Here is a 26,166-nt window from a genome sequence, read left to right as displayed (position 1 = left end):
TGGGGCGAGGCGATGGACTGGACCCTGCACGAGGTGACCGACGATCAGGCGGTGTTGCGCTCCGCCAAGGGCGTCGGCCCGTATCTGGAGTTCCTCCGCATGCCGGGCGCGAAGACCGTGCCGGACCGCGTCCACATCGACCTGCTGCCCTACCCCGGTGACGACCAGGACGCGGAGGTGGCCCGGCTGCGGGCCCTCGGCGCCACCGACCTCGACCTCGGCCAGGGCGACGTCCCCTGGAGGTGCCTGGCCGACCCGGAGGGCCACGAGTTCTGCGTCCTCGCCCCGCGCTGACGCGGAGCCCTGACGACACGCCGACGGGAGCCTGGTGTGCTCATGCGCCGGGGCAGCCGGGGCAGCCGGGGCGCCGGGCGGGTGGGGCGGCGGGCTGCCCGGCACCCGCCCCGCGGTCGTCACGCGTCGCCCGGCGCCCGCCCCGCGTCGCCCGTCCCCCAGCCCACCGGCCGCAAAATGCCCAGCAGTTGTCGGACCAGTTCCTCGACCACCTCGTCCAGGGTCGCGTCGACCCAGCCCGCGCTCCAGTCGTGGAGGAGGCCGTTGACGCTGCCGATGAAGGCGGCGGCGGGGAGGCGGTAGTCGCGGGTGACCGCCTCCCCCCGTTCGGCGGCGGCCGTGGCCTCCGCGCAGATGAGGTCGACCCAGCGGGCGCGGCGGGCCAGGCGCTGTTCCTCCAGACGGGGGCTGACGCCGATGATCTCGACGAAGGTGATGCGGATGCGGCGCGGGTCGGCGGTGACGTTGCCGGCGTAGGCGCGGAAGATCGCGGTGACGCGGCCGGCGAGGGGCAGGTCCTGGGCGGCGGTGAACGCGGTCAGGACGGCCTCCTCCGCCCAGTCGTTGACCTGGAGGTGCAGGGCGGCCAGGACGTCCTCGAGGGTGCGGAACTCTTCGTAGAACTGCCGCGTCGACAGGCCCGCCGCCTCGCTGAGCGCCGCGACGGTGGTGCCGCGGTAGCCGGGGCTGTCGCCGAACAGCTGGAGCGCCGCGTCCAGGAACCTGCGGCGCCGCTCGGCCTGCCGCTCCTCGGCGGTCTTGCCTCCGTACCGTCCCGTAGGCGCCCTGAGTCTGCCCGCCACTTGCCCCACCCTCCGTAGTCGGCCCGAAACTCCGGCTCCCCTCCGGCAATTTTGTCGTGTACGCAGTCTTGTGGCGAAGGGGCCCCCTTCCTTACTTTCCAGTAAGTACAGTCTGAACGCATCGGTATTCAGATTCGCACCGCCCACTCGGCATGCCCCCCAGCCCAGAGGAGAGAGCGCTCATGCCTGCCTCCAGAACCAGGCACCTTTGCTCGGTAGCCGCCGCCCTCGTCCTGACCGTCACCGCCCCCGCGACCGCCGCGACCGCGGCGACAGGAGCCTCCGACGCCGCCGCGCTGCGCGAGGTGATGTTCGTCGGGAACAACTGGGAGGGAACCGCGGACGTCATCAAGTCGACCGGTGACTTCGCGAAGGTCGGCCGGATCAACGTGATACCGGACAAGGACCAGCGGATGGCGGAGATCAACGCCGACCCCGTCTGGTGGATCGCCTTCCAGACCATCCGCAACAGCGTCGGCGAGGGCCACGACCAATTCGTGGACGACATGTACTCCACGCCGGACGGGAAGTCCGTGGTCGTCTCGCGGCCGAGCTTCGCCGACGTCGTCTCCATCGATCTCGCCACCGGAGCCGTCAACTGGCGTTTCCGTGTGTCGGGTTACCGCTCGGACCACATGGCCGTCTCCCCCGACGGCACCCGTGTCGCGGTCTCCGCGTCGACCGCCAACACAGTGCACGTGCTGGACATCGACACCGGCAAGCAGCTGGGTTCGTTCGCCACCGGCGACAAACCGCACGAGAACATCTTCTCCAAGGACGGCAAGACCATCTGGAACATGGCCATCGGTGACGTCAACACCGCTCTGGACGCGCCCTGGCTGGACTGGACGAAGGGCGACCGGCGCGTCACGGTCGTCGACGCGACCACGTTCAAGCAGGTCAAGACCATCGACATGCGGCAGCGGCTGGACGCGATCGGTCTGAAGGACTACTCGGACGCAGTCCGGCCTGCTGTGTTCTCGCCCGACGAGTCGAAGCTGTACTTCCAGGTCTCGTTCTTCAACGGCTTCTTCGAGTACGACATCGCGAGCGACAAGATCACGCGGACGAAGACCCTGCCGAAGAACTCGGCGACCAGCGACGACCGGACGACCTTCGTCAACGACTCGCGTCACCACGGGCTTTCGATGAAGCCGGACGGTACCAAGCTGTGCGTCGCGGGCACGATGGACGACTACGCGACCGTCGTCGACCGCGCCACCCTTCAGGAGGGTCCACTCGTCCCCGTCTCCAAGCCCTACTGGGCCACGGTCAGCGGTGACGGCAAGAGCTGTGTCGTCTCCGAGAGCGGCGCCGACCAGGTCACGGCCATCGACTTCGCCACCGGCAAGAAGACGGTGTCCGTCCCGGTGGGCGACCACCCGCAGCGGGTCCGGCTGGGCCATGTCGCGGCGGACTGGACGAGTCCGGCCTCCTGACGCGCGATGAGGGACGACAGCCCCTCAAGGCGGCATTCGTTCAACGCGCCATCTCCGCCACGGCCTTGACCACCTGGCCCGCACCGTCCTCGGTCGCCAGGTGGCGGGCCGCGGCCGTGGCGGCGCGGGTGTACGACTGCTCCCCTACGGCACGCTTCAGGGCCTCGGTCAGCCGTTCGGCGGTGAGGGACGGAAACGGGACCGGGGCGGTGGCGGCGCCGAGCGCGGCCAGCCGCCCCGCCCAGAACGGCTGGTCCGCCGTCACCGGCACCGGGACCGCGGGCACCCCGGCGCGCAACGCGGCCGCCGAGGTGCCCGCGCCGGCGTGGTGGACCACCGCCGCCACACGCGGGAACAGCAGCGCGTGCGGGACGTCCCCGACGCTCAGCACGTCGTCGCCGGCGTCCGCCGTGAGCCCGGCGGCACCGGTCTGGAGCACTCCGCGCAGCCCGGCGCCGCGCAGAGCCCGTACGACGAGTTCACCGAGCCGCTCACCCTCCCCGCGCGCCATGCTGCCGAAGCCGACGAACACCGGGCGCGGTCCGGCCTCGAGGAAGTCCCGCAGCCGCTCGGGCAGTTGCTCGTCCTCGTCGACGTACGGCCACCAGGTGCCCGCCACCTCCAGGCCCGGCCGCCAGTCGGCCGGGCGGGGTACCAACGCGGTGCTGAAGCCGTGCAGGACGGGCCAGCCGACGTGCTCCTGGCGTCGGCGCATCGCACCGGGGCCGAGCGGGGGCAGGCCGAGGCGGTGCCGCAGGGCGGTGACCGCGCGGGTGTATACGCGGTCGGCCATGCGCAGGGCGAGGTGTCCGGCCGCACGGTTGCCGAGGCGGCCCAGCTGCCGGGCGCCCATGACGACGGGCGGGAAGTCGCCTGTGGGGGCCGTGGGCTGGAGATACGCGCCGATGCTCGGTACGCCCGTGGCCTCGGTGACGTGCCAGCCGAGCGGAGCCGTGGTGGCCGACAGCACGAGCAGGTCCGTGCCCTGGACCACCGCGTCGGCGAAGCCCAGGCCCAGCTCGGTGACGAACTCGGCCGCGCTGCACATCAGTTCACGCCGGTCCGTCAGGTCGCCGTGTGCCTCCGGCCGCCCGGGAAGGCTGCGGAACTCCAGCCCCGCCGCTCGCACCAGCGGAGCGAACCCGTCGGTGGCGGCGAGGGCCACGTCATGACCGGCCCGGCTCAGCTCGGCGCCCAGTCCCGTGTACGGCGCGACATCACCGCGTGACCCCGCGGCGGCGATCAATATCCTCATCGCCGCCCCTCCGGCCCGGTGTGGCCGGCTGCTTCGCCTCGGGCCGATCCACCTTGAGATGGGTCCTCGCCGCCCTCGCGGCGAGCGGCGTTCGCGTGGACCGCCTTGCACAAGTACGGCGCCAGGCCCGGACGTTGCTGTGACGGTGGGACGACCAGGGCGAACGCGCGGGGGTCGGCGGCGAAGTCGTCGGCGATGCGGCGGTGCATGGCGGGGTCGCAGGAGGTGAACCAGCGGGTGATGTGCCGGCGGTGTTCCTCGGCGAGGTCCATGGCGCGTTCCGAGTCGCTGGGCTCCCCCCGGTCGAAGGCGGCCAGCAGCTCCGTACGCCAGTCGGCGGCCTCGGCCATGAGCCGGCGCCAGTCCTCCTTGGTGTGGGCGGCCGCGCGGGCCATCGCCTCGCGCTGCCCCGCGGATCCCGCCCACTTGAGCTGGGCCTCGGTGGCGTAACTGAGGTCGAAGGTGATCTCGCCGAAGACCTCGAAGCGCTCCTCGGGAGTCAGGGGCACCCCGGTCTGCTGGACCTCGATGGCTCGTTCGGCGACCTCGGTGAGCCGCTGCAGGCGGGCGATCTCCTCATGCAGGCGCCGCTGCCGGGCCCGCAGGTGGTCGAGGGCGTTGGCCTGCGGGTCCCTCAGGATGGCGGCGATCTCGTCCAGGGAGAAGCCGAGTTCGCGGTAGAAGAGGATCTGCTGGAGCCGGGCCAGGTCGGCGTCGTCGTAGAGCCGGTACCCGGCCCGGCTGCGGCCGCCGGGGGTGAGCAGGCCCGTCCTGTCGTAGTGGTGCAGGGTGCGCACCGTCACGCCGGCGTAGGACGCGACCTGCTTCACGGAGTAGCTCATTCACCTGCCCTTTCGTCGGGGTCCAGCGTGAACCCTGACGTGAGGGGAGGGTCAAGCGTGCTCAGCCGCCGGTCTTTGCGGCCCAGGACGTCAGCTCGGCACGGGCCGCGGTCAGCAGGTCGGCGGAGGGTGCCGTCGCCCCGTTGGCCACCAGGGCGTAGTGCAGGACGCCGGAGTCGGAGTCGGTGAGCAGCAGCCGACGGCTTCCGGTGCCGCCGGGCTCCGGGGCCGCGGCGACCGGGGTGGAGTCGGTGTACGCGGGCGGGGCGTACATCGTGCCGAGGTCGGAGACGACGGTGGTGGACGCGGTCGGGAAGGACGCCGGCAGGTGCAGTTCGGTGGGCGCCGAGCCGCTGTTCGAGCGCCACAGCAGCAGTCCGTACTGTCCGGAGCCGACCAGGCGTGCCACATTCGGCAGGGAGCTGGGGACCGGGTTCCAGGTCAGGGTGGTGGAGCCGTCGCGGGAGCGGTCCTCGTAGGTGAAGGCGACCGTGGTGCCGGAGGTGGCGCTGGGGTAGACGCGGTCGAGGAGCCGGGCGTCCTGCCGCAGGACCGGCTTGCCCGAGTCGTCGAGGCGTACGGCGGAGAGGTCCTCGTCGTTCCAGGCGTCGCCGGTGGTGAGCACCTTGTCGGGGTTGCCGTTCATCAGCTCGTGGTGGCGGCCGTTGTAGATGTCCCACTGCCATTGTGAGCCCGACAGCACCGGTCCGCTCGCCGCCGTCTTCGTCCACCAACTGGATCCGGATCGGCGGGAGTCGAGTGCCTGGTACATCGCCTTCAGGACGGTCGGGGCCTTGTCGGAGACGTTTCCGGCAAGCGGGTGTCCGAACTCGCTGACGATCGCGGGGGTGCCGGCGGCGGCCGCGCGGTCCCGGACGGTCCCGAAGTCGCCCGCGTACTGCCCGTCGCCGGCCTTGCCCCACATGAAGATGCCGGAGATCGCCTTCTGGTCGTAGAAGTGGGTGTTGAAGACGTAGCGCGGGCCGAGGGTGCCCGCGTCCAGGAGGCCGCCCTCCTGTTTCTGGAAGTCGATGTTGGCGTTCCAGAAGAGGTTGGGCTCGACGAAGGCGGGCTTGTCCTGCCAGCCGGCCGCGTCCATCCTCGCCCGGAACTTCAGGTAGAAGGGCCACAGCACGTCCCGCTCCCAGGCGCGGCTGGTCTGCCCCGAGTCGTAGACGCCCGCGTGCGGCTCGTTGTAGGGGTCGAAGCCGACGACGCCGACGAACTGCTCGGCGGACAGGTGCTGTTCGATGTACGCCATGGTCCGCTGGGCCGTGGCGAGGAAGGCGTCCTGGAGACCGTGGGCGTTGTGCCAGAAGTCGTACGTCGCCCGCTTCACCGCCTCGTTCTGGGTGATGTTCTGGCCCCAGAGGAGGCAGATGCCGCAGGACTCGTCGGGGTAGTCCCCGGCCTCCACGGCCCACTGGGGGGCGCCGTCGCCTGTGTACCAGCTGTCCGGGTCGAACAGGTGGCGGGAGTAGAGGTCCTGGTGGAAGTCGGGGTAGACGCGGATGCCGGCGTCGAGGAAGGCGCGCATCTGGTCGGTGGCGGCGGCCAGGTAGGCGGTGTCGACCTGGCCGCGCGCGGGTTCGGCGTGGGCCCAGGAGAGCAGGAAGCGGACGGAGTTGCCGCCGCCGAGGGCGCGCAGCGCGGTCGCCGACTTCTTCGCGTCGGCGACCGAGGCGAACGGGAGCCCCTTGTTCTCCTCCAGTTTGGTCTCGCCGGAGACGTTGTAGCCGCGCAGGACGACCTCGCGGCCCTGGCCGTCGGTGAAGCGGCCGTTGGAGACGGTCAGGGGGGTGCCGTCGAACCAGAGGGAGTCGGTGAGGGGGGCAGCGGTGGCGGGGCCGGGGCCCGCCACCGTCAGGAATCCGCTGAGGACAACCAGAACAACGAGAAGACGAGCCCTGATTTTCGTCATGTTCACTACAGTCCGATGATTTCCGGACACCGTCAACACCACTGACTCACGAGTAAGTTCGTGGCCCTCCGGCGATGTGCGAGCGCCCCCGTCCTACGACGGGGGCGCTCGCACGTGTGCTCGGTGTTCAGTTATGCGTGCACGTGCCGGTGTCCGCGACCTCGCCCGGTGACCAGTCGGTACACCGCGAGGAGGATGACGGACCCAATGATGGCCGCGATCCAGGTGGACAGGTCGAAGAAGCCGTCGATCGAGTCGACTCCGAAGATCACCTTGCCGAGGAACCCTCCGAGCAGCCCTCCGGCGATACCGATGAGCATGGTGATGATGATGCCGCCCGGGTCCTTGCCCGGCATGAGCGCCTTGGCAATGGCCCCGGCGAGCAGACCGATGAAGATCCACGCAATGATGCCCATGGCAGTTTCTCCTTGGTGTCGGTTCGGCGGACGGGTTGCCCGGTATCCCACGGCCAAACGCCCGGCGTCCGACCCACCGTCACATCGCACTCGGCTCCTGCCACGAAACCGGTCACCACTCCTGCCCGTCTCCTCCACCGAGGTCACGGAACAGAACGGGATACGGGCTCGCATGCACAGAGCCGAGGGCGGTCCGCGGGACACGCATCTTCGACGACGACTGTCCGTTGACCCATGTGACGGTCGACTGATCTCCGTCACCTGCGACTACCCCAGCGTGAAGCAGGGCGGTGGACCGTTCAGGTTCCGAAGCGTGAGGAACCGAGAGTGACCTGGTGGCCGACGAGGCTGATCTCGACGCCGTCCGCGGTGGCGCGCGCGGCGGTGAAGTCGACTCCCTCCGGAAGGCCGACCCGCCACACGGGCGCGGCCTGTTCGGCGCCGGGGACGGTCAGGGACAGCTCCGTGCCCTGGGCCAGGAGTGTTCCCGTGCTGTCCAACGGCCTTCCGCCCACCGTGCCGGAGACCTTGACCCGTGCCGCCTGGCCGGCCGACCCCGGGGCCTGGGAGACCTTCAACGGCCCGCCGTGGCCCGCCAGTCGTGTCAGTACCCCGGACAGTTCCTCGTAGGAGATGGTCAGGGTCCCGGTGGCGAGGTTCGCCTCGGCGCTGCGCGCGGTCAGCGACGTCACCCGCAGGCCGCGCAGGTCGAGACGGAGACGGTCGACGTGCAGATAGCCGCCCGGCGCGTTGGTGGTGGTGTCGATGTAGAACCGTCCCGCGCTCAACGTGACGTGCCCGAAGTCCCTGCGCGCCGCCTGCGTCAGAAACGGGAAGCCCTCTATCCCGACATCCAGGTATCCGTCAGTGGTGTTCGCGTAGCCGTACTTCTCCTTGGCGAGCTGCGCGGCCTCGTTCTCCGCGTAGTGCACGGCCACCCGGTCGACGACCGTGAACAGCACGGCGAGCACCGCCACCGTGATCACCAGGACCTTCACCCATCGACGTCTCACGCCGACCCCTCCACCTTGTTCCCGCACGAGCACTGCTGACGTGATCATGCAGGCCCTGCACCGTCCCGGAAGCCCCCTTTGCGAAGGGATTGCCGCGACCTACGACTTGCATGTCGAGATCGGCGACTGGCCGAGCCCTGTCTGACCTGGGAAAATCACGGGCGGTGGCTGGTTTGACGGGCTCGTCAGGAGGTATCCGCGGGGATGCGTGAGATTCTTCCGGTGCTGAGGGGCTGGTACGGCGCGGGTGTCCCGTTCGGGCTCGCCACCGTTGTCTCGGTGACTCGGAGCGCGCCGCGCGATCCGGGGGCCGCTATGGCGGTGGGGCCGGAGGACGAGGTGGTCGGGAGTGTGTCCGGGGGGTGTGTCGAGGGCGCCGTGTTCGAGCTCGCGCAGGAGGTCGTGGCGAGTGGGGAGGCCCGGCTGGAGAGCTTCGGATACAGCGACGAGGACGCGTTCGCCGTCGGGCTCACCTGCGGCGGGGAGATCACCCTGCTGGTGCGTCCCGTCACGGCCGAACGTGATCCGGGCTTCGGCGCGGTCGCGGAGTCGGTCGCGGTGGGGGAACCGGTGACCGTGGCGACCGTGCTCGACGGGCCCGCTCCACGCGGGGCCACCCTCACCGTCTGGCCGGATCGGGTGGCCGGCACGCTGGGCGCGAGCGGCCTCGATGTGGCGGTCACCGCGGACGCGCGCGGTGAGCTCGCGCTGGGCGCGACCGGCGTACGGCACTACGGGGCGCACGGCGAGCGGCGCGAGGACGCCGTCTCCGTGTTCCTGCACTCCTTCGCGCCGCCGCCCCGGATGCTGGTCTTCGGCGCGATCGACCACGCGGCCGCCGTCGCCCGCATCGGTGACTTCCTCGGCTACCGGGTCACGGTGTGCGACGCCCGCCCCGTCTTCGCCACGCCGAAGCGGTTCCCGCCGGGCGTGGACGTGGTCGTGGAGTGGCCGCACCGGTATCTGCGGGAGACCGGGACGGACGAGCGCACGGTCGTCTGCGTCCTCACCCACGATCCCAAGTTCGACGTACCACTCCTGGAGGAGGCGCTGCGCCGGCCGGCCGCGTACATCGGGGCCATGGGCAGCCGGCGTACGCACGACGACCGCAGGAAGCGGCTGGTGGAGGCCGGTCTCACCGAGAGTGAGCTGTCCCGGCTGCGCTCACCCGTCGGGCTCGACCTCGGCGCCCGTACACCCGAGGAGGTGGCTGTCTCCGTGGCCGCCGAGATCGTCGCGCTGCGGTGGGGAGGCAGCGGCACCCCGCTCAGCGGGACCGACGGGGCCGTTCATCCGGTCGGGCGTGATGGCTGAGGAACGGGCGCCCCGGGTCGGGGGCCGCATCTCTCACCCGCCGTGGCGGCGGTGGTCCGCGATCACCGCCTCCAAGTGGCGCAGCGCCTGAGTGACCCGGTCGGGGTCCTCGCGGAAGAACGGGTCCTCCGGTACCGGGAGCGAACCCGCCAGGGCCCATCCCCTGGCCCGGGCCCAGGTGGCGTCGTCGGCGGCGACGGCCTCGCGGAAGGCGGGGAGTGCCGGGGCGGGGAGGAACTTCCAGGCGGGCATCAGGTCCACCGCCGGGTCGGCCACGGCGAGCGTCCCGAAGTCGATGACCGCGCTGAGCCGGCCGTTCCTCGTCAGGAGGTTGCCGGTCGCGAGGTCGCCGTGGATCCACACCGGCGGCTTCTGCCAGGCCGGCGCGGCGAGGGCGGCTTCCCACACTTCCGTCACGGCGTCCACGTCGACGAGACCCGTCCCCCGCAGCGCCTCGATCTTGGGGCGGACCCGGGCCTCCGCGGCCAGCGAGTCGCGGTCATCGCCCATCGGGACACCACGGAAGGCGTTGCTCTGCTCGGGGCCGGGCCCGCCGGTGGTGTCGATGTCCTGGAGGGCGGTGATGAAGCCGGCGAGGTCGAGGGCGGCGCGTACGGGATCGGTGAGGTCCTCGGTGGTCGCCGTCTCGCCCTCCAGCCAGCGGTACACGGACCACGGGTAGGGGTAGCCCTCGCCCGGTTCGCCCTGGGCCACCGGTGCGGAGACGGGCAGCGGCAGGTGCGGGGCGAGGCGGGGCAGCCAGCGGTGCTCCCGCTCGACCTGGCCGACCCAGTGCGCGTAGCGCGGCAGCCGTACGGACAGGTCGTCGCCGAGTCTGAAGGTGGCGTTGTCGAGGCCGGAGCGCGGGACGGGGGTGACGGGCAGCTGTGCCCAGTGCGGGAACTGGGCGGCGAGCAGACGGTGGACGAGAGAAGCGTCGATCAGCACGCGCATCATGCCAGCGGATCGGAGCCGGCCGCGTCCACCGAATTTCGTGGCCAGGTCCGCCGGTTTCGGGGCGCGGAACATGCGGATTTCTGTGTGTGGAGCGCGCTGTGAGGGGTAGGCACCGCACTATGGACGGGGCCGACCCGTCCTGTTTCCCCCGTTGCTTCGGAAGGAGGTCCGTGAGTACGCACCAGTCGCGAAGCCGGGCCGCTTCCGGGCGAGAGGACCGGAGCGGCCCGGCCCTTGTGCGGGGTCAGACGCGGGGCGGCAGCCGGTGGAGTTCCACCTCGGTGAGGCGGCCCCCGGTCAGCGTGGCAGTCATGTACGTGCAGTGGGGCTGACGGCGGCGGTCCGTCGGGGAGCCCGGGTTGAGCAGGCGCAGGCCGGTGGGGGCGGTGGTGTCCCAGGGGATGTGGCTGTGGCCGAAGACGAGCACGTCCAGGTCGGGGAAGCGGGCGGCGCACCGGGCTTCGCGGCCCCCCGCGGAGCCCGTCTCGTGGATCACGCCGAAGCGGAGGCCGTCCAGCTCGGCGTACGCCACCTCGGGCAGTCGGGCGCGCAGCTCGGGGCCGTCATTGTTGCCGTACACGCCGATCAGCCGTCGGCTGTGGCTCTCCAGCAGGTCGAGGGCGGCCGTGTCGACCCAGTCCCCGGCGTGGAGGACGACGTCGGCGTGCGGGAGTTCGGCGAGCAGGGGCGCGGGCAGCCGCCGGGCGCGCTTGGGCAGGTGGGTGTCGGACATCAGGAGCAGACGCACAAGGTCAGCGTAGGTCGAGATGGTTGTGTGGGCGATCGACCAAAATCGAACTCTTGCTTCATTTCGTGGGGGTCGTCAGCGCGAGTTCGCACCAGACCTGTTTGCCGCCGCTCACGGGCACCGTCCCCCACGTGTCCGACATCGCTTCGACGAGGAGGATCCCGCGGCCGCCGGTGGCTTCCCAGCCGATGTCGGACGGTTTGACGGGGGTGCGGGGGGAGGCGTCGGTGACGGCGACGCGCAGCCGCCGGTGGAGCAGGGTGAGGTCGAGACGGACCGGGCCGTCGGTGTGGACGAGCGCGTTGGTGACCAGCTCGGAGACGACGAGCAGGGCGGTGTCGGTGTCGTCGCCGGGCACGCCCCACACGCGCAGGGTGCGCCGGGTGTAGCGCCGGGCGTGCCGGACGGCCTCGGGGACGCGCCACACCGTCCAGGTCTCGCGACGTGGGCGCTCGGCCATGCCGTCGTAGCGCATGAGGAGCAGGGCGATGTCGTCGGCGCGTCGGGCGTCGCCGAGCAGGGCGTCGGCGACGAGGCCGAGGTGGGAGGGATCGGGTTCGGCCAGGGCGCGGGCGAACCGTTCCATGCCGGTGTCGATGTCGGAGTCGGGCGACTCCACGAGGCCGTCGGTGGTGAGCGCGAGCACGGTGCCCGGGCGCAAGGAGAGCGGGCCGAGGGGGAAGTCGGCCTGCGCCAGCACGCCGAGCGGTGGGCCGCCGTCCCGTTCCGCGATCTCCGTGGTGCCGTCGGCGTGCCGCAGCACCGGCGGGAGGTGTCCGGCGCGCACGCACCAGGCGGTGCCCTCCTCCAGGTCGACGTCGACGTAGCAGCAGGTCACGAAGAGGTCGGTCTCCAGCTCCATGAGGAGCCGGTTGGCGTGGGAGACCACCACGTCCGGAGGGTGGCCCTCGGCGGCGTAGGCACGCAGCGCGGTGCGCATCTGGCCCATGAGGGTGGCCGCGGCCGCGCTGTGGCCCTGGACGTCGCCGATGACGAGGGCGACGTGGTGGTCGGGCAGCGGGATCACGTCGTACCAGTCGCCGCCGACCTCCAGGCCCGCGGTGGTGGGCAGGTAGCGGGCGACGGCGACGGCTCCGGGCAGGTCCGGCAGGCGGCGCGGGAGCAACTGGCGCTGGAGCATGCCGACCAGTTCGTGTTCGGCGTCGAAGGCGTGGGCGCGCATCAGGGCCTGTCCGGCGAGCCCGGCGGAGGCGGTGAGCAGGGCGCGTTCGTCGGGGCCGAAGTCGTGCGGGGTGTCCCAGCCGATCAGGCAGGCGCCGGCCATGCGGCCGGCGGCGGGCAGCGGCAGCACGGCGAGTCCGCCGGGGCCGACCTCGGCGAGGGCGGGTTCCAGGGTGGTGCCGGCGGGCCAGATCCGGGCGCGGCCCTCGCGCAGGGCGGCGGCGAGGGTGGGCATGGTGCGCACGGGCGCGTCGGGCCATTCGGAGCGCCACTCCAGCCGCCAGAGCTCGGGCCAGGCCTCCGGTTCGGGCGGGTCGAGGACGGTGACGACGAGACGGTCGTTCTCCAGTTCGGCCAGGGCGATGCGGTCGGCCCGCAGCGGCGCGCGCAGGGCGGTGACCACGGCCTGGCTGACGTCACGCACGGTGCCGGCGGTCGCGAGGGCGGCGGCCAGGCGCTGGACTCGGGCCACGTCGGTGACGTCGGAGCGCAGGGTGGAGGCATCGGCGACGGTGCCGACGAGCCGGGCGGGACGGCCGTCGCCGCCCGGCAGCAGCCGGCCGCGCAGCCTGAGCCACCTGGGCGGTCCGGCCGGCTGCAGGACGCGGAACTCCAGCTCGCGGTCGCCAATGGACATGTGGTCGGCCTCGACCACGGACATCAGCGAGGGCAGGTCCTCGGGGACGGTGAGACCGAGCAGGGTCTCGACCTTGCCGTCGAAGTCGTCGCGGGTGAGACCGAACAGCTCCAGGAGGTCGTCTCCGACCTCGACGTGGCCGCTGTCCATGGCGAGGCCGAAGGCACCCCCGGTGAGTTCCTCGCGGACTCCGCCGGCGACCGACTGAGCCGGGACGGCGCGGGTGAGGGCCTCGGCGACGAGCGCCAGGCACGCCCGGTCCTCGGGGCCGAAGCCGTCGGGGCTCTCGGTCACGGCGAGCAGACAGCGGCCGCCGCCCGTGTCGTCACGGACGGGCAGGGCGGCCAGGAAGACGTCCTGGGAGCCCATCCGCCGCGACCCCGCGTACCCGGCGAGCTCCGCGGGGCCGAGCCATACCGGCTCCGCGGTGCGGTGGACGTCGGCGGCCGGGGAGCACCCGGCGAGCGGGTAGCTCTCGCGCAGCCCGTACAGCGTCCTCGGCACGCCGACCGCCTCGACCAGGCACAGCAGGTCACCCTCGGCGCCCGGTACGTACAGCGCGGCGAAGGTCGCGCCGGTGAAGACGAGGGCCTGTTCGAGGATGCGGCGCGCCCGTTCGGGTGAGTCGGGCTCGCTCATGAGCGTCTTGAGGGCAACCTCGGCACGCGGCGTTCTCGTCCTGCGTACGGCGGCGCCCTCACTGACCACGTTCGTATTACAGCGCTTATGGAACGGGTGCGCAGCCCCTGTGACGGTTCGATGAGCACACGGTGCCCGCCCTCGCCGCTCGAAAGCGGCCGAACATGTGTTGACGCGTGCGTACCGCACGGTGATCTCGTGACAGCGGTGACTGTCCGGGCCCCTCGACCGGCTGGAAGTGTCTGTGCCGGGCCACGGAGGGGGGCGCATGGACAAGCGGTACGAGGTGTACGCGCTGGCGGACGGGCACTTCTACGACACGCCGGACCGCCTTGCGGCGGGCGGGACGCAGGCCGCGCCGCTGTTCGAGACGGCGCGGCGCGACGCCCCCGCCGGCTGGACGGCGGCGCGGATCGGGGACTGGCTGACGCTGACGCCGTCCGGCCCGGACGGCGCACCGCTCGCCGGTCCGGAACAGGGCTGGAAGATCCACGCCTCGGCCACCCGGGCCGACGCGGACGAGGTCGCGGCGATCGTGTGGGACTACTGCGTGCCCCGGCGGATCCCGTTCAAGTTCGTCCCGGGCCCGCATCTGCTGCACCTGCGCAACACCAAGTACGCGGCTCGCGACGGCAGCGGCAAGTTCGTCACGGTCTACCCGGCCGACGAGCAGCAACTGCACACCGTGCTGAGCGAGCTGGGCGACCTGCTCAAGGGGTACGAGGGCCCGTACATCCTCACCGACCTGCGCTGGCACGACGGCCCGCTCTACGTCCGCTACGGCGCGTTCGCGCGGATGTTCGTCGTCGACGAGCGGGGCTCGCTGGTACCTGCGGTGCGGGACGGCGCGGGACGGCTGGTGCCGGACCTGCGGACGCCGTCCTTCCAGGTGCCTGAGTGGGTGACGCTGCCGTCGTTCCTCGAACCGCATCTCGCGGCGCGCAACACCACGACGGTGGGCGAGCTGCCGTACCGCATCGAGAAGGCGCTGCACTTCTCCAACGGCGGCGGGGTGTACGCGGGCACCGACACCCGGGACGGGCGCAAGGTCGTCCTGAAGGAGGGGCGGCCGCACGCGGGGCTCGCCGCCGACGGCGCTGACGCGATCGCACGCCTCGAGCGGGAGAAGGAGGCGCTGGAGCGGGCGGCGGGCACCGGTGTGGTGCCCGAGGTACGCGACTGGTTCGAGCTGGGCGGCCACCGCTTCCTGGTGATGGACTTCGTCGAGGGCCGTCCGCTGAACTCGTTCTTCGCCGAACGCCATCCGCTGCTGACGCCGGACCCGGATCCCGGGGCCGTGGCCTCGTACACGGCGTGGGCGCTGCGCATCCACCGGGCGGTCGAGGAGGCGGTCGAGGCGCTGCACGCGCGCGGGATCGTCTTCAACGACCTGCACGTCTTCAACATCATGGTCGCCCCCGACGGGGAGTCCGTCCGTCTGATCGACTTCGAGGCGGCGGCGCCGGTCGCCGAACAGGGCCGCCAGGTGGTCGCCCATCCCGGCTTCTTCGCGCCGCCCGACCGCAGGGGCGTCGACGTCGACCGCTACGCCCTCGCCTGTCTGCGGTTGGCCCTGTTCCTGCCGGTCACCACCTTGTTCGTGGTCGACCGCGAGAAGGCGGCGCACCTGGCGGAGGTCGTCGCGGAACAGTTCCCGGACGTGCCGAGACGGTTCCTGGACGAGGCGGTCACGGAGATCACCAGGGCGGCGGGGGCGGGGATCACGGGGGCGACGGCGGAACACCCGGCCGCGGGGGAAACGCCGGGGTCCGCCGTCGCCGGGGCGCCACGGCCCGCCGGGGCGTCCCTCGTCTCCCCCGGGGACTGGCCCTACAGCCGGGACTCGATGGTGAAGGCGCTTCTCGCCTCGGCCACCCCGGAGCGCGACGACCGGCTCTTCCCCGGGGACATCGCGCAGTTCTCCGACGGCGGCGGGCTCGGTCTGGCGCACGGTGCGGCCGGGGTGCTGTACGCCTTGGCCGAGACGGGCGCCGAACGCTACGACGAGGGTGAGCGCTGGCTGCTGGAGCACACCGACCCGGCGCCCCCGGGCACACCGCTCGGCCTGTACGACGGTCTGGCGGGCGTGGCGCTGGTCCTGGACCGGCTCGGGCACCGGGACCGGGCGCTGGACCTGGTCGACGGCATCCTCGCGGAGAAGTGGCACAAGCTCTCCTCCGACCTGCACGGCGGGCTGGCCGGACTGGGTCTCGTCCTCGGCCACCTCGCGGAGACCACCGGTGAGGCCGAGCTGCGGGAGCGGTCCGCCGAGGCCGCCCGTCTCCTCGTGCGACGGCTGGCCGAGCCGCGTCCCGACACACCCCGGCGGCGGGCCGGGCTGCTGCGGGGCGCGAGTGGGCCCGCGCTGTTCCTGCTGCGGCAGTACGAGCGGACCGGTGAGCCGGAGTTGCTGGAGGCGGCCGCCGGGGCGCTGCGCAGGGACCTGGAGTGCTGCGTGGTCCAGCAGGGCGGCTCGCTGGAGGTCGACGAGGGGTGGCGGACCCTGCCGTACCTCGGCGACGGCAGCGTGGGCCTCGGCATGGTCCTCGACGACTACCTGGCACTCGCCAGCGACACCGGCGACCCGGGCGGCGAGCTGGAGCGGGCCCGCCTGGGCGTCGTCGCCGCCGCCACCTCCCGCTTCTACGCCCAGCCCGGCCTCTTCCAGGGCCGCGCCGGGATGATCCTGCACCTCGCCCGCACCTCGGCGCCCGGCGCCGGCGCGGACCGGCTCGCCGAGCAGATCTCCGGGCTGGGCTGGTTCGCGATGTCGTACCAGGGCCAACTGGCCTTCCCCGGGCACCAGATGATGCGGCTTTCGATGGACCTGGGCACCGGAACGGCAGGGTGCCTGCTCGCGCTCGGCGCGGCCCTCGACGCGGGGTCCACCGCTCACCTGCCGTTCCTGCCGCCGCTCGGGCGGCCCCCACAGACGCGGCTCCGCGACCTGACGGAGTCGTGACACCACCCCGTCCCCACGGATGGACACCTAAAGGAAAGGACACCGAGATGGCACTTCTCGACCTGCAGACGATGGAGTCCGACGAGCACACCGGCGGTGGCGGCGGGCAGAGCACCGTGAGCCTGCTGTCCTGCATCAGCGCGGCCAGCGTTCTGCTCTGTCTCTGACGGGTTCCGGATGTCCCGGCCCCGGGCGGCCCGCTCCCGCGAGGGAGGGCCGCCCGGGGTCCCGTCACTCCCACCCGGGGGGCCGCTGCCGCATGACGACCCGCGCCGACGACCAAGTAACTCACCAAGCAAGGGCGTTGACGCGTTCCGCCGCCCGGTACAGCGGGCGGCGCTGCCTCACGCTCTGCTTGCTCGGTACCGCCGCGACCGGTGCCGGTCTGCTGCTGCCGGCCGCTCTGGGCCGGAGCCTCGATCTGCTGCTGGCGCACGCCCCGGCGACCCGCTGGGTGCTGTACTGCGCCGCGCTGGTACTGCTGCTCGCGCTGCTCGACGCGGCCGAGACCGTGCTCTCCGGGACCGTCGACGCACGGACGACCGCCTGGCTGCGCGGGCGGCTGGCCCGGCACGTGCTGGCCCTCGGCCCACGCGCCGCCGACCGTTTCGGCTCCGGCGACCTCGTGGCCCGGCTCGTCGGCAACGCCGCGCAGGCCGGAACGGCACCTGCCGCGCGGGCCGCGACCCTCGCCGCGACGGCCGGTCCCGTCGGCGGCGTCGTCGCACTCGCCCTGATCGACCCCTGGCTCGCCGCCGTGTTCCTCGCCGGGGCGCCCGTGCTGTACCTGCTGCTGCGCGCGGTCGCCCGGGACACCTCCACGAGCGCGGCAAACTACCAGCGGGCCCAGGGGCACATCGCTTCCGCGCTCACGGAGGCCGTCGGCGGACACCGCACCATCCGGGCGGCCGGTACGGCGGAGAAGGAGACGGCCCGGATCCTGCGCCCCCTGCCGGAGCTGTCCCGCGCGGGGCACCGCATGTGGCGGGTGCAGGGGCGGGCCGCGGCCCGGGCGGTCACCGTGGCGCCGCTGCTCCACCTAGGGGTCCTCGCCGTGGCAGGAGTGCTGCTCGCCCGGCACCGGCTGACGGTGGGCGAGGTGCTCGCGGCCTCCCGGTACGCCGTACTCGCGACCGGGATCGGCGTGCTGGTCGGGCAGGTGGCGGGGCTGGCGCGGGCCCGTGCGGCGGCCGGACGCCTGGCCGAGGTCCTGGCCGAACCCAGCCCCGTCCACGGGGAGCGGCGGCTGCCCGACGGGCCGGGCCGGCTCGAACTGCGGGGGGTCACCGCCGGGCGCGGCGGACGCGTCGTGCTGGACGGGGTCGACCTCGTGGTCCCGGGCGGCACCACCCTCGCCGTGGTGGGCCGTTCCGGTGCCGGAAAGTCCCTGCTCGCCGCGCTCGCGGGGCGGCTGGCCGACCCGGACGCCGGAGAGGTCCTGCTCGACGGGGTGCCGCTGCGACAGCTCCCCCACGACGACCTGCGCCGCGCGGTCGCGTACGCATTCGAACGGCCCGCCCTGCTCGACGGCACCGTCGAGGAGGCGATCGGCCTCGCGCTGTCGTCCCCCTCCCCCACCCGTGTACGGCAGGCGGCCCGCGCCGCCCACGCCGACGACTTCGTCCGTCGCCTCCCCGACGGCTACGCGACACCCTGCGCCGACGCCCCCCGCTCCGGTGGCGAGTCCCAACGCCTGGGCCTCGCCCGGGCGTTCGCCCACGGCGGCCGCCTGCTGATCCTCGACGACGCGCTCTCCAGCCTCGACACGGTGACGGAGGCGCGGATCACCGACGCGCTGCTGAGCGGCGGCGCGGGCGGCACCCGGCTCCTGGTGGCCCACCGCGCGGCCACGGCGGCCCGCGCCGACACGGTGGCCTGGCTGGACGGGGGACGCGTACGAGCGGTGGGCCCGCATGCCCGGCTGTGGCGGGACCCGGAGTACCGGGCGGTGTTCGGGGAGCAGCCGACCCCGCAGCAGCCGCCCCCGCAGCAGCCGCCCCCGGAGCAGCCGCCCCACCAACCGGCTCCCCCGACGAGGATGACGCCATGACCGGCGAGATCCAACGACGCGGCCTGCGCTTCCTGCTCGCCCGGCGGCGGGTTCTCGTAAGTCTCGCCGTGTGGTCGCTGCTGGAGAGCGCGCAGACGTTCCTCGTCGGCTACGCGCCGGCCCGTGCCCTCGACGCGGGGTTCCTGCGGGGGCGCCCGGAGGTGGGGCTCGGCTGGCTGGGCGTCGCAGGGGTCGGGGTGATCCTCGGCGCGTTCGGCACCGCCCGGGTGTACGCGGCGGTGGCGGCACTCGTCGAACCACTCAGGGACCGGCTGGTGCGGGGGGTGGTGGCGCGCGGGGTGCGGGACGGGGACCACCGGGCGCTGTCCGGGCTCACCCAGCAGACGGAGATCGCCCGGGACACCTTCGCCGGTCTGGTGATGGTCTCCCGCTCGTTCGTCTTCACCGCGCTCGGCGCCCTCGTCGGCCTCTTCTCCCTCGCCCCGCCCCTGCTCCTGATCGTCGTGCCGCCGCTCGCGGCCGGTGTGGCGCTGTTCGCGGCGACTCTGCGGCCACTGGCCCGCAGGCAGGAGGCGTTCCTCGTCGCCGACGAGGCCCTGGCGGGGCACCTCGGGACCGTCTGTCCGGGGCTGCGGGACGTCACGGCCGCCGGCGCGGAGGAACGGGTCGCCGCCGGCACCGCCGCCCGCGTCGACGCCGAACTGCGTGCCGCGCGCTCCCTCGCCCGGTGGAGCACCGCGCGGATCGCCGCACTGGCGATCGGCGGCCAGCTCCCCATCGTGCTGCTCCTGGCCACCACGCCCTGGCTCCTCGACCACGACGTCACCCCCGGCGCCCTCCTCGGCGCCCTCTCCTACGTCACCCAGTCCCTGCTCCCCGCCCTGACCAGCCTGATCCACGGCCTGGGCACCAGTGGTTCACGCCTGACGGTGGTACTGCGCCGGCTGACGGCGGAGGGCGCCGACCAGTCCCCCCGTTCCGACGATGCCGCCCGTGCCGAACCGGCCACCGTCCGCCGCGCCCCCTCCGCCACCGCGCCCGCCCTCTCCCTCTCCTCCCTCACCTTCGCCTACGGCCCCCACAGCGCCCCCGTGGTCGACGGTCTCGATCTCGCCCTCCCCGCCGGCTGCCACCTGGCCGTGGTCGGTCCGAGCGGCATCGGGAAGTCGACGCTCACCGCCCTGGTGGCCGGGCTGCTGGAGCCGCGGCAGGGGACGGTCGAGGTGTGCGGGTGGCCGGTGCCGGGGGCGGAGGCCGCGGCCCGGCGGGTGCTGATCCCCCAGGAGGCCTACGTCCACACCGGCACCCTCGCCGAGAACCTCACGCACCTCCGGACCGACCCCGTGCCGGAGGCGGAGCTGCTCGCCGCCGCCGAGGCCGTCGGGCTGACCCCGTTGCTGGAACGGCTCGGCGGACTCGACGCCGAGGTGGATCCCGGGGCGCTCTCCGGGGGTGAGCGGCAGCTCGTCGCGCTGACCCGGGCCTATCTGTCGTACGCCCCGCTCGCGCTGCTGGACGAGGCGACCTGTCATCTGGACGCCGGGGCCGAGGAGCGCGCGGAACGGGCCTTCGCGGAGCGGCCCGGCGGCACCCTGATCGTCGTCGCGCACCGGATCAGTTCGGCCCGCCGGGCGGACCGGGTCCTGGTCATGGACGGCCCGCGCACGGCGTACGGCACCCATGACGAGCTCATGCGCGGCTCGGCTCCGTACCGGGAGCTCGTCGGCGCCCCGGCGTCACAGCCAGCCCTCCCCCTGCGAGATGCGGATCGCGTCGATGCGGTTGCGGGCGCCGGTCTTGCGGGTGATGGCCGCCATGTAGTTCCGCACGGTGCCGTGGGAGAGATGCAGGCTCCCGGCGATCTCCGCGACGGACGCTCCCTCGGCGGCCAGGGATAAGACACTCAGTTCGCGGCGGGTCAGGGGCATCTCGGCGGCCTTGAGGAAACCGAGGCCCAGCGAGTCGTCGACGAAACGTTTCCCCTCAGCGACGCGGCGTATTCCGCGCACCAGTCGCTCGGGCGAGCCCTCCTTGTCGACGTAGCCGAGCGCGCCCGCCTCGACGGCCCGCTTCAGCAGGCCCGGTCTGTTCGCGGTGGCAAGCACGAGCAGTCTCGGCGGCGCCTGGTCCGGGCCCGGCCGGGTCAGCTCGCCGAGCGGAGGGATGCCGTAGGAGTCCGAGCACTCCACGTCCGCGGCGCACACATCGGGCCGTACGGACCGCACGAGGCCCGGCGCGCCGGGCCACGAGGTGTCGTGGACCCGCAGGTCTGCTTCACGGCTCAGCCACTCCGCCAGAACCGATCGGACCAGTAACGCGTCATGCACCAGAAGTACCCGGATCACTGCCACCCCTTCAGCTCGCCGTACGCCTCTTGTTTCAGCGGTGTTGCGCCTGACCAATTGTTGACGCCCGCGACCGTTCGTGGGCGCGAAGAACCGGCCATCAGGGTGCGCGGGGGCGCATATGCAGCGCTCGTATGACGCGGCGCGCTTCGACTGTGGGGGCATGTCCGGGCGGTGAGGGGGTAAAAGGTGCCGCTCGCTCGCCGTGCGCGACGGGCCGCCAGGGGGGAGATTTGTCCCTGGGACCCGCGCGGCCGGACGAGGAGGTGGTCGGCGTGTCCGACGGGCCGACGTCCCGGCAGGCACCGGCGGCCGCCAGGACCGCCGTGGACCAGCCGCTGCTGTCGCTCGCCCTGAGCACGATGATGGAGGACGTCCAGGCGCACTCCGGGGCCGTGTATCTGCGGGCACCCGACGAGCCGGTGCTGGAGATGGCGGTGATGGCCGGGCTGCCCCGGGCGTTCGCTGCGCCCTGGGAGCGGGTCGGGCTGAGCGCCCCGATCCCGGTCGCGGAGGCGGTACGCCGACGGCGGCTGGTGTGGGTCGGCGGCGAGGAGGAGATGGCGAGCCGCTATCCCCGTATCGCCGTGGTGCTGCCCTATCCCTTCTGCCTGGCCGCGCTGCCGGTGGCGACCGACTCCACGGTGTACGGCGCGGTCTTCCTGACCTGGCCCGGCTCGCATCCGGCGGAGCTGTCCGAGCGGGAGCGCGAGCAGCTGACCACGGCCTGCGACCGGCTCGCGCTGCGGCTGGCCCGCGCCGCGGCACAGAGCCGGTCGCTGCGCCCGGAGCCCGATCTGCTCGGGGTCCCGCCCGCGGGGGGCGTGGCGGGCACCCTCGGCACGGTGGAGGCGGCGCGCATGGTGGCGCGGCTGCCGTACGGGCTGTGCTCGCTGGATCTGGACGGGCGGGTGGCGTTCATCAACGCGGCCGGCTCGGACCTGCTCGGAGTGCCGTCGAGCCGACTGTTCGGCGCCCAGCTGTGGGGGGCGGTCCCGTGGCTGAACGATCCGATGTACGAGGACCGCTACCGGGCCGCGCTGATCAGCCAGCACGTCACCTCGTTCGTGGCGCTGCGGCCGCCCGGCGACTGGTTGTCCTTCCGGCTGTATCCGAGTACGACGGGGCTGAGCATCAGAATCAGCCGCGCGCGGGCCGTGTCGGAGATGAACCGGGCCGGGCCGCAGCCCGGGGACGCGCCGTCCCGGCTGGTCACCATCTCCCAGGTGCTCAGCCTGGCGGCGGCGCTCACCGAAGCGGTGGGCGTGCAGGACGTGGTGCAGCTGGTCGCTGACGAAGTCCTGCCCGCGGTGGGCGGTCAGGCGCTGGTGCTGCTGGGCTCCCGGGCCGGCCGACTGCACGTACTGGGACACCGGGGATATCCGGATGCGCATGTCGCCGAACGGTTCGACGGGATGCCCTTGGCCGCGCCGACGCCGGGTACACACGTGCTGCGCACGGGGGTGCCCGTGTTTCTCGACTCACGGCAGCAACTGCAGCGGCTGTATCCGGTCAGGCACACGACGCCGGACGGCTTCGCCGCGTGGGCGTACCTGCCGTTGATCGCCTCCGGTCGGCCGGTGGGCACCTGGGTGCTGTCCTACGCCGAGCCGCGACACTTCCCGGCGGACGAACGGGCGGTGCTGACCAGTCTGGGCGGGCTGATCGCGCAGGCGCTGGAGCGGGCGCTGCTCTACGACGCGAAGCACCAGCTGGCGCACGGGCTCCAGGCGGCGCTGCTGCCGCACTCCTTGCCGCCGCTGCCCGGCGTCGACGCGGCCGCCCGCTACCTTCCGGCCACCCGGGGCATGGAGATCGGCGGCGACTTCTACGACCTGGTGCCGTCGCCTCCGCTGGCGGCGGCGGTGATCGGGGACGTGCAGGGGCACAACGTCACCGCGGCCGGGCTGATGGGGCAGATCCGCACGGCCGTACGCGCGTACACGACGGTCGGTCAGGAGCCCGGGGAGATCATGCGGGGCACCAACCGGCTCCTCATCGACCTGGGCTCGGACCTGTTCGCCAGCTGTCTGTACCTCCGGCTGGATCCCGGGCGGGGCCGGGCGGTGATGGCCCGCGCGGGCCACCCTCCGCCGCTGCTGCGCCGGCCGGACGGCCGGGTCCGCGTCCTCGACCTCGCCGGCGGGCCGTTGCTGGGCATCGACGACTCGGCGACGTACCCCACCACCGAGGTGGACCTCGCCCCGGGCTCCGTCCTCGCCCTCTACACCGACGGTCTCATCGAAGCCCCCGGCGTCGACATCGAGGACGCCGTGGCCGACCTGGCCCTCCGCCTCACCGAATCCGGCTCCCGCCCCCTGGACGAGGTCGCCGATGCCCTCATCCGAACCCACGCGGCGGCGGAGGAACGCCTGGACGACGTGGCCCTGTTGCTGCTGCGCGCACGGGAGCGGTGAGGGAGGCGCGGGGGGACGCGTTGCGGTCCGGTTCTGGCAGGAGTCCGCCATAACGCCGACCGCCGCCCACGGGGAGTGGACGGCGGTCGGGTTGCGGAGGCTCAGCGGGTGGGTGGGGGGCGGTCCGGTCCTCGGGGGGGGGTGAGGGCCGGACCGTTCCACCGCCGGCCTGACCGCTGGTGAGGCCGGATCAGTTGTTCTGGATCTGGCCGTTGTTCTGGCCGGCGCCGTTCTGGCCGGTGTTCTGGCCGTTGCCGGCCTGCTCGTTGCCCGCGCCGGCTTCCTCACCGCCGACGCCCTGGCCGGCACCCTCGCCGCCGACCTCCTGGCCACCGGCGTTCTGACCGGCGCCTTCACCGCCGACGTCCTGGCCGCCGACCTCGTCGCCGCCGACCTCCTGGCCGGCGCCCTCGTTGCCGACGCCCTGGCCGCCACCGGCTTGCTCACCGCCGGCCTGCTCGCCGCCGCCGGCCTGCTCGCCGGCGCCGCCGGCACCCGCGCCGCCGTCACCGAGGGTCGCGCCGACCGCCTGGAGGGCGGTGGTGACCGGCTGGAAGAAGGTCTCGCCGCCGGCCTGGCAGTCACCGCTGCCGCCGGAGGTGAGACCGATGGCGCTGCCGTCCTGGGTGAACAGCGAGCCGCCACTGTCGCCGGGCTCGGCGCACACGTTGGTCTGTATGAGACCGGTGACCGTGCCCTCGGGGTAGTTCACCGTGGCGTCGAGGCCGAGGACCTGACCATCGGCCAGACCCGTGGTGCTGCCCATCCGGAAGACCTGCGAGCCCACCGTGGCGTCGGCGGCCTGGGTGATCTGGACGGTCTGGTCGCCGAGATTGACCTCGCTCGGCGCCTGCGTGTTCGGGTCGTCGTACTTCACGAGCGCGAAGTCACCGTCACCCGGGAAGGTGGCCTGGTCGACCGTGGCGATCGGCTGGCCGTCCTGCGAGTCGGACCACTTCTCTTCCGCGACGCCGCAGTGACCGGCCGTCAGGAAGGCCGGGGAGCCGTCGCCCGCGGTGACGTTGAAGCCGAGCGAGCAGCGCGCGCCGCCGCCGAAGATGGCGTCGCCGCCCGACGCGAAGGTCTTGAACGTGCCGGCCGACTTCTTGATGGTCGCCATGTTCGTGCCGAGGCCCTGCACCGTGGACTCCAGCCGGTCCCACTTGGTGCCGGTGACCGTGCTGTCGGCGGTGACGAGGATCTTGTTGCTTCTGGGGTCGACGGACCACGAGGTGCCCGGGATGGTCGCCTTCGCCTTCAGCGTCTGCGCACCGGCCTTGAGCTCGGAGAGGCTGTTCTCCACCTGGCGGACGGCGGCGCCCGCCTTCTGCGCCTGCACGACCACGTTGTTGTCGCCGTCGGCCACGTTGACGACGAGCTGCTGCTTGTCGGCGTCGTAGTACGACCCGGCGAACGAGTCGCCGAGCAGGTTCGCGAGCTGCGAGGCGAGGTCCGAGGCGTCCGCGGACTTGAGGGTCTTCGGCGCGGCCGCGTCCGTAGCGCCGTCCTGGGACGCGTTGGCGTTCGGGAGCAGCAGTGCCGCCGCTCCGAGCGCCGCGACGCCACCTACCGCGATCGCGGCCTTGCGCTTCGGAATTCGCTTGTGACTCAAACTTCTCGACCTCCTGGGGGGACGGGGTCAGTGCTGCCGATCGGCAGCTCGTACAGCGGCGCCTGGATGGCTGTAGGTACGCAGGGGGCACGCGGTGCGTTCAAAGCTGTTTGCCAACTGCTTTTGCGAAACACGGAATCGGCCATGGCACGCGCATGACGGACCGGCGGCGGGAACAATCCCCCATATGACGATGACCACCGCCGAAGCCGACAAGATCCTCACCGACAACTTCGCCCCTTGGGTCCTCGCCCTCGGCCTGTCGGTCGAGGCCCTCGCAGACGACCGCGCAGTTCTGCGTCTTCCCTGGTCACAGACGTTGGCCCGAGAAGGGGGCGCGCTCTCGGGGCAGGCGCTGATGGCCGCCGCGGACACCGCGACCGTGATCGCCGTCTCGGCGGCCCGCGGTGCCTACGTACCGATGACGACGGTTCAGCAGTCCACGTCCTTCCAGCGGCCGGTGACCGGTTCGGATGTCTTGATCGAATCGGTGCTGACCAAGCTGGGCCGCCGGATGGCGTTCGCCGACATCGTGATGACGGACGAGAGGTCGGGCGAACTGGCCGCCCGCGCGAGCACCGTGTACGCGCTGCTGGGCTGAGATCACGGACCCGGCCGGACTGACACGGTCTGCTACCGGCAGGTAACGATGGGTTCAGAACGCGAAGCGGAATCCTGGCTTCAGGGGATCTGCACATCGGCTACCCAACCCGGTCACCGGCGTCAGCGGATCTGCACAACTCCGGTGGCGCCGGTCACGCCTTTGGGGCGGGAGTGTCTGATTCGCCGTCACTCCCCCGCGCCACCCGGCACCGCGCCGCCCTCCCGGGTGTGAAGAAGTCGCCACCACTCCGTGCGCATCTCTGCACGCATCGGCACCGCTGCGGCGCAAGTGCGCAGGTGAGACGCGTGCTTGATTGGATGCGTCGGCCGCAAACCTGCTTTGATCCATCGCACCGCAGGGACGTCGACGGCTTCCGGAAACGGGCCCCGGCATCTGCGGTCGCGGCCGTCATCTGTCCCCAGAGGGGGCCGCTCCCCCCTTATGAGATATCCATGTGAAGGGAAGTTCCATCATGAACTCCACCCCCCAGGTTGAGACCGTCGAGATCTCCGACGCCGAGCTCGACAACGTCTCCGGCGGCCTGGCCGTGAACGCCCTCAGCACCGTCACCGGCACGCTCGACAGCGTTGCCCCGGTTTCCGGCGTGGTCGACACCGCCGTCGGCACCGTCGAGGGTGTCACCGGCCTGAACACCGCCCCGGTCACGAACCTGGTCGCCGGTCTCTGATCGCGCCTTTTTGTGCTGGTGAGTCCCGGAGCCGTTTCCCGGCTCCGGGACTCTCGGTCGTCGTAGC

The 26,166-nt window shown here is 72.5% G+C and carries 20 protein-coding genes and 1 pseudogene; 10 read left to right on the top strand and 11 right to left on the bottom strand.

Features of this window, described 5'->3' with window-relative positions:
• On the top strand, nucleotides 1-294 hold a 294-nt coding region (locus IG99_RS08375), incomplete at its 5' end, for a VOC family protein (RefSeq protein WP_037671500.1).
• A gap of 119 nt (nucleotides 295-413) precedes the next feature.
• Here IG99_RS08375 and IG99_RS08370 read toward each other — a convergent pair.
• Entirely contained in the window at nucleotides 414-1,097 is a 684-nt protein-coding gene (locus tag IG99_RS08370; protein ID WP_037671411.1) for a TetR/AcrR family transcriptional regulator, read from the bottom strand.
• Between the two features lie 182 nt (nucleotides 1,098-1,279).
• Between IG99_RS08370 and IG99_RS08365 the strand changes: the two genes are divergently transcribed.
• Entirely contained in the window at nucleotides 1,280-2,536 is a 1,257-nt protein-coding gene (locus tag IG99_RS08365; protein ID WP_037671410.1) for a YncE family protein, read from the top strand.
• Nucleotides 2,537-2,576: 40 nt separating this feature from the next.
• Here the strand turns inward: IG99_RS08365 and IG99_RS08360 are convergent, their stop codons facing one another.
• The 5 genes from IG99_RS08360 to IG99_RS08340 form a co-directional block, all read right to left on the bottom strand.
• On the bottom strand, nucleotides 2,577-3,791 hold the full coding sequence (locus IG99_RS08360; protein ID WP_037671407.1) for a glycosyltransferase: 1,215 nt from the start codon (nucleotides 3,789-3,791) through the stop codon (nucleotides 2,577-2,579).
• On the bottom strand, nucleotides 3,788-4,633 hold the full coding sequence (locus IG99_RS08355; protein ID WP_051865030.1) for a MerR family transcriptional regulator: 846 nt from the start codon (nucleotides 4,631-4,633) through the stop codon (nucleotides 3,788-3,790). The genes IG99_RS08360 and IG99_RS08355 overlap by 4 nt, the downstream gene beginning before the upstream one ends.
• 61 nt (nucleotides 4,634-4,694) lie before the next feature.
• Nucleotides 4,695-6,554, bottom strand: coding sequence for a cellulase family glycosylhydrolase (locus IG99_RS08350; RefSeq protein ID WP_037671496.1), 1,860 nt, complete (start codon nucleotides 6,552-6,554; stop codon nucleotides 4,695-4,697).
• A gap of 131 nt (nucleotides 6,555-6,685) precedes the next feature.
• Nucleotides 6,686-6,970, bottom strand: a complete 285-nt coding sequence (locus IG99_RS08345) for a GlsB/YeaQ/YmgE family stress response membrane protein (RefSeq protein WP_037671405.1) — start codon at nucleotides 6,968-6,970, stop codon at nucleotides 6,686-6,688.
• A 299-nt stretch (nucleotides 6,971-7,269) separates the two neighbouring features.
• A complete protein-coding gene (locus tag IG99_RS08340; RefSeq protein WP_234311772.1) occupies nucleotides 7,270-7,983 on the bottom strand; it encodes an LmeA family phospholipid-binding protein in 714 nt (237 codons plus the stop codon).
• A 204-nt stretch (nucleotides 7,984-8,187) separates the two neighbouring features.
• Here IG99_RS08340 and IG99_RS08335 point away from each other — a divergent pair, with 204 nt between their 5' ends.
• Entirely contained in the window at nucleotides 8,188-9,297 is a 1,110-nt protein-coding gene (locus IG99_RS08335) for an XdhC family protein (RefSeq protein ID WP_037671398.1), read from the top strand.
• Between the two features lie 33 nt (nucleotides 9,298-9,330).
• Here IG99_RS08335 and IG99_RS08330 read toward each other — a convergent pair whose 3' ends face one another.
• The 3 genes from IG99_RS08330 to IG99_RS08320 form a co-directional block, all read right to left on the bottom strand.
• Nucleotides 9,331-10,254 (bottom strand): aminoglycoside phosphotransferase family protein, encoded by a 924-nt coding sequence (locus IG99_RS08330; protein WP_037671397.1) that lies wholly within the window; start codon nucleotides 10,252-10,254, stop codon nucleotides 9,331-9,333.
• A gap of 244 nt (nucleotides 10,255-10,498) precedes the next feature.
• Nucleotides 10,499-11,002 (bottom strand): metallophosphoesterase family protein, encoded by a 504-nt coding sequence (locus tag IG99_RS08325; protein WP_037671396.1) that lies wholly within the window; start codon nucleotides 11,000-11,002, stop codon nucleotides 10,499-10,501.
• A gap of 58 nt (nucleotides 11,003-11,060) precedes the next feature.
• Entirely contained in the window at nucleotides 11,061-13,529 is a 2,469-nt protein-coding gene (locus tag IG99_RS08320; RefSeq protein WP_037671395.1) for a SpoIIE family protein phosphatase, read from the bottom strand.
• A 199-nt stretch (nucleotides 13,530-13,728) separates the two neighbouring features.
• Here IG99_RS08320 and lanKC point away from each other — a divergent pair, with 199 nt between their 5' ends.
• The 4 genes from lanKC (at nucleotide 13,729) to IG99_RS51620 (ending at nucleotide 20,331) form a co-directional block, all read left to right on the top strand.
• Entirely contained in the window at nucleotides 13,729-16,422 is a 2,694-nt protein-coding gene (gene lanKC / locus IG99_RS08315; protein WP_037671393.1) for a class III lanthionine synthetase LanKC, read from the top strand.
• Nucleotides 16,423-16,469: 47 nt separating this feature from the next.
• Nucleotides 16,470-16,589: a SapB/AmfS family lanthipeptide gene (locus IG99_RS08310; RefSeq protein ID WP_037671392.1), complete on the top strand. Its 120-nt coding sequence runs from the start codon at nucleotides 16,470-16,472 to the stop codon at nucleotides 16,587-16,589.
• Between the two features lie 92 nt (nucleotides 16,590-16,681).
• Nucleotides 16,682-18,472 carry an ABC transporter transmembrane domain-containing protein gene (locus IG99_RS08305; protein ID WP_078947580.1) on the top strand — a complete coding sequence of 597 codons (1,791 nt, stop codon included), beginning with the start codon at nucleotides 16,682-16,684 and terminating at the stop codon, nucleotides 18,470-18,472.
• Nucleotides 18,469-20,331: an ATP-binding cassette domain-containing protein gene (locus IG99_RS51620; RefSeq protein WP_037671391.1), complete on the top strand. Its 1,863-nt coding sequence runs from the start codon at nucleotides 18,469-18,471 to the stop codon at nucleotides 20,329-20,331. Before IG99_RS08305 ends, IG99_RS51620 begins: the two co-directional genes overlap by 4 nt.
• Here IG99_RS51620 and IG99_RS45125 read toward each other — a convergent pair.
• Nucleotides 20,254-20,943: pseudogene (locus IG99_RS45125) on the bottom strand (LuxR C-terminal-related transcriptional regulator); the annotation flags it as partial. The gene IG99_RS51620 and the pseudogene IG99_RS45125 sit on opposite strands and share 78 nt — an antisense overlap.
• 101 nt (nucleotides 20,944-21,044) lie before the next feature.
• Between IG99_RS45125 and IG99_RS08295 the strand changes: the two are divergent.
• Nucleotides 21,045-23,195, top strand: coding sequence for a PP2C family protein-serine/threonine phosphatase (locus tag IG99_RS08295; RefSeq protein ID WP_037671490.1), 2,151 nt, complete (start codon nucleotides 21,045-21,047; stop codon nucleotides 23,193-23,195).
• 190 nt (nucleotides 23,196-23,385) lie between these two features.
• Here the strand turns inward: IG99_RS08295 and IG99_RS08290 are convergent, their stop codons facing one another.
• The gene (locus IG99_RS08290) at nucleotides 23,386-24,807 is read right to left on the bottom strand and encodes a S1 family peptidase (RefSeq protein ID WP_037671390.1); all 1,422 of its coding nucleotides are present in this window, start codon (nucleotides 24,805-24,807) and stop codon (nucleotides 23,386-23,388) included.
• A 187-nt stretch (nucleotides 24,808-24,994) separates the two neighbouring features.
• Between IG99_RS08290 and IG99_RS08285 the strand changes: the two genes are divergently transcribed.
• Together IG99_RS08285 and IG99_RS08280 are read left to right on the top strand one after the other, a co-directional pair.
• Nucleotides 24,995-25,408 (top strand): PaaI family thioesterase, encoded by a 414-nt coding sequence (locus IG99_RS08285; protein ID WP_037671389.1) that lies wholly within the window; start codon nucleotides 24,995-24,997, stop codon nucleotides 25,406-25,408.
• 475 nt (nucleotides 25,409-25,883) lie between these two features.
• Nucleotides 25,884-26,099: a hypothetical protein gene (locus tag IG99_RS08280; RefSeq protein ID WP_037671388.1), complete on the top strand. Its 216-nt coding sequence runs from the start codon at nucleotides 25,884-25,886 to the stop codon at nucleotides 26,097-26,099.
• The last annotated feature ends 67 nt before the right edge of the window (nucleotides 26,100-26,166 follow it).

The organism is Streptomyces griseus subsp. griseus (genome assembly GCF_000720255.1).
GTDB lineage: Bacteria > Actinomycetota > Actinomycetes > Streptomycetales > Streptomycetaceae > Streptomyces > Streptomyces griseus_I.
This window is presented reverse-complemented; position numbering and strand designations above follow the sequence as displayed.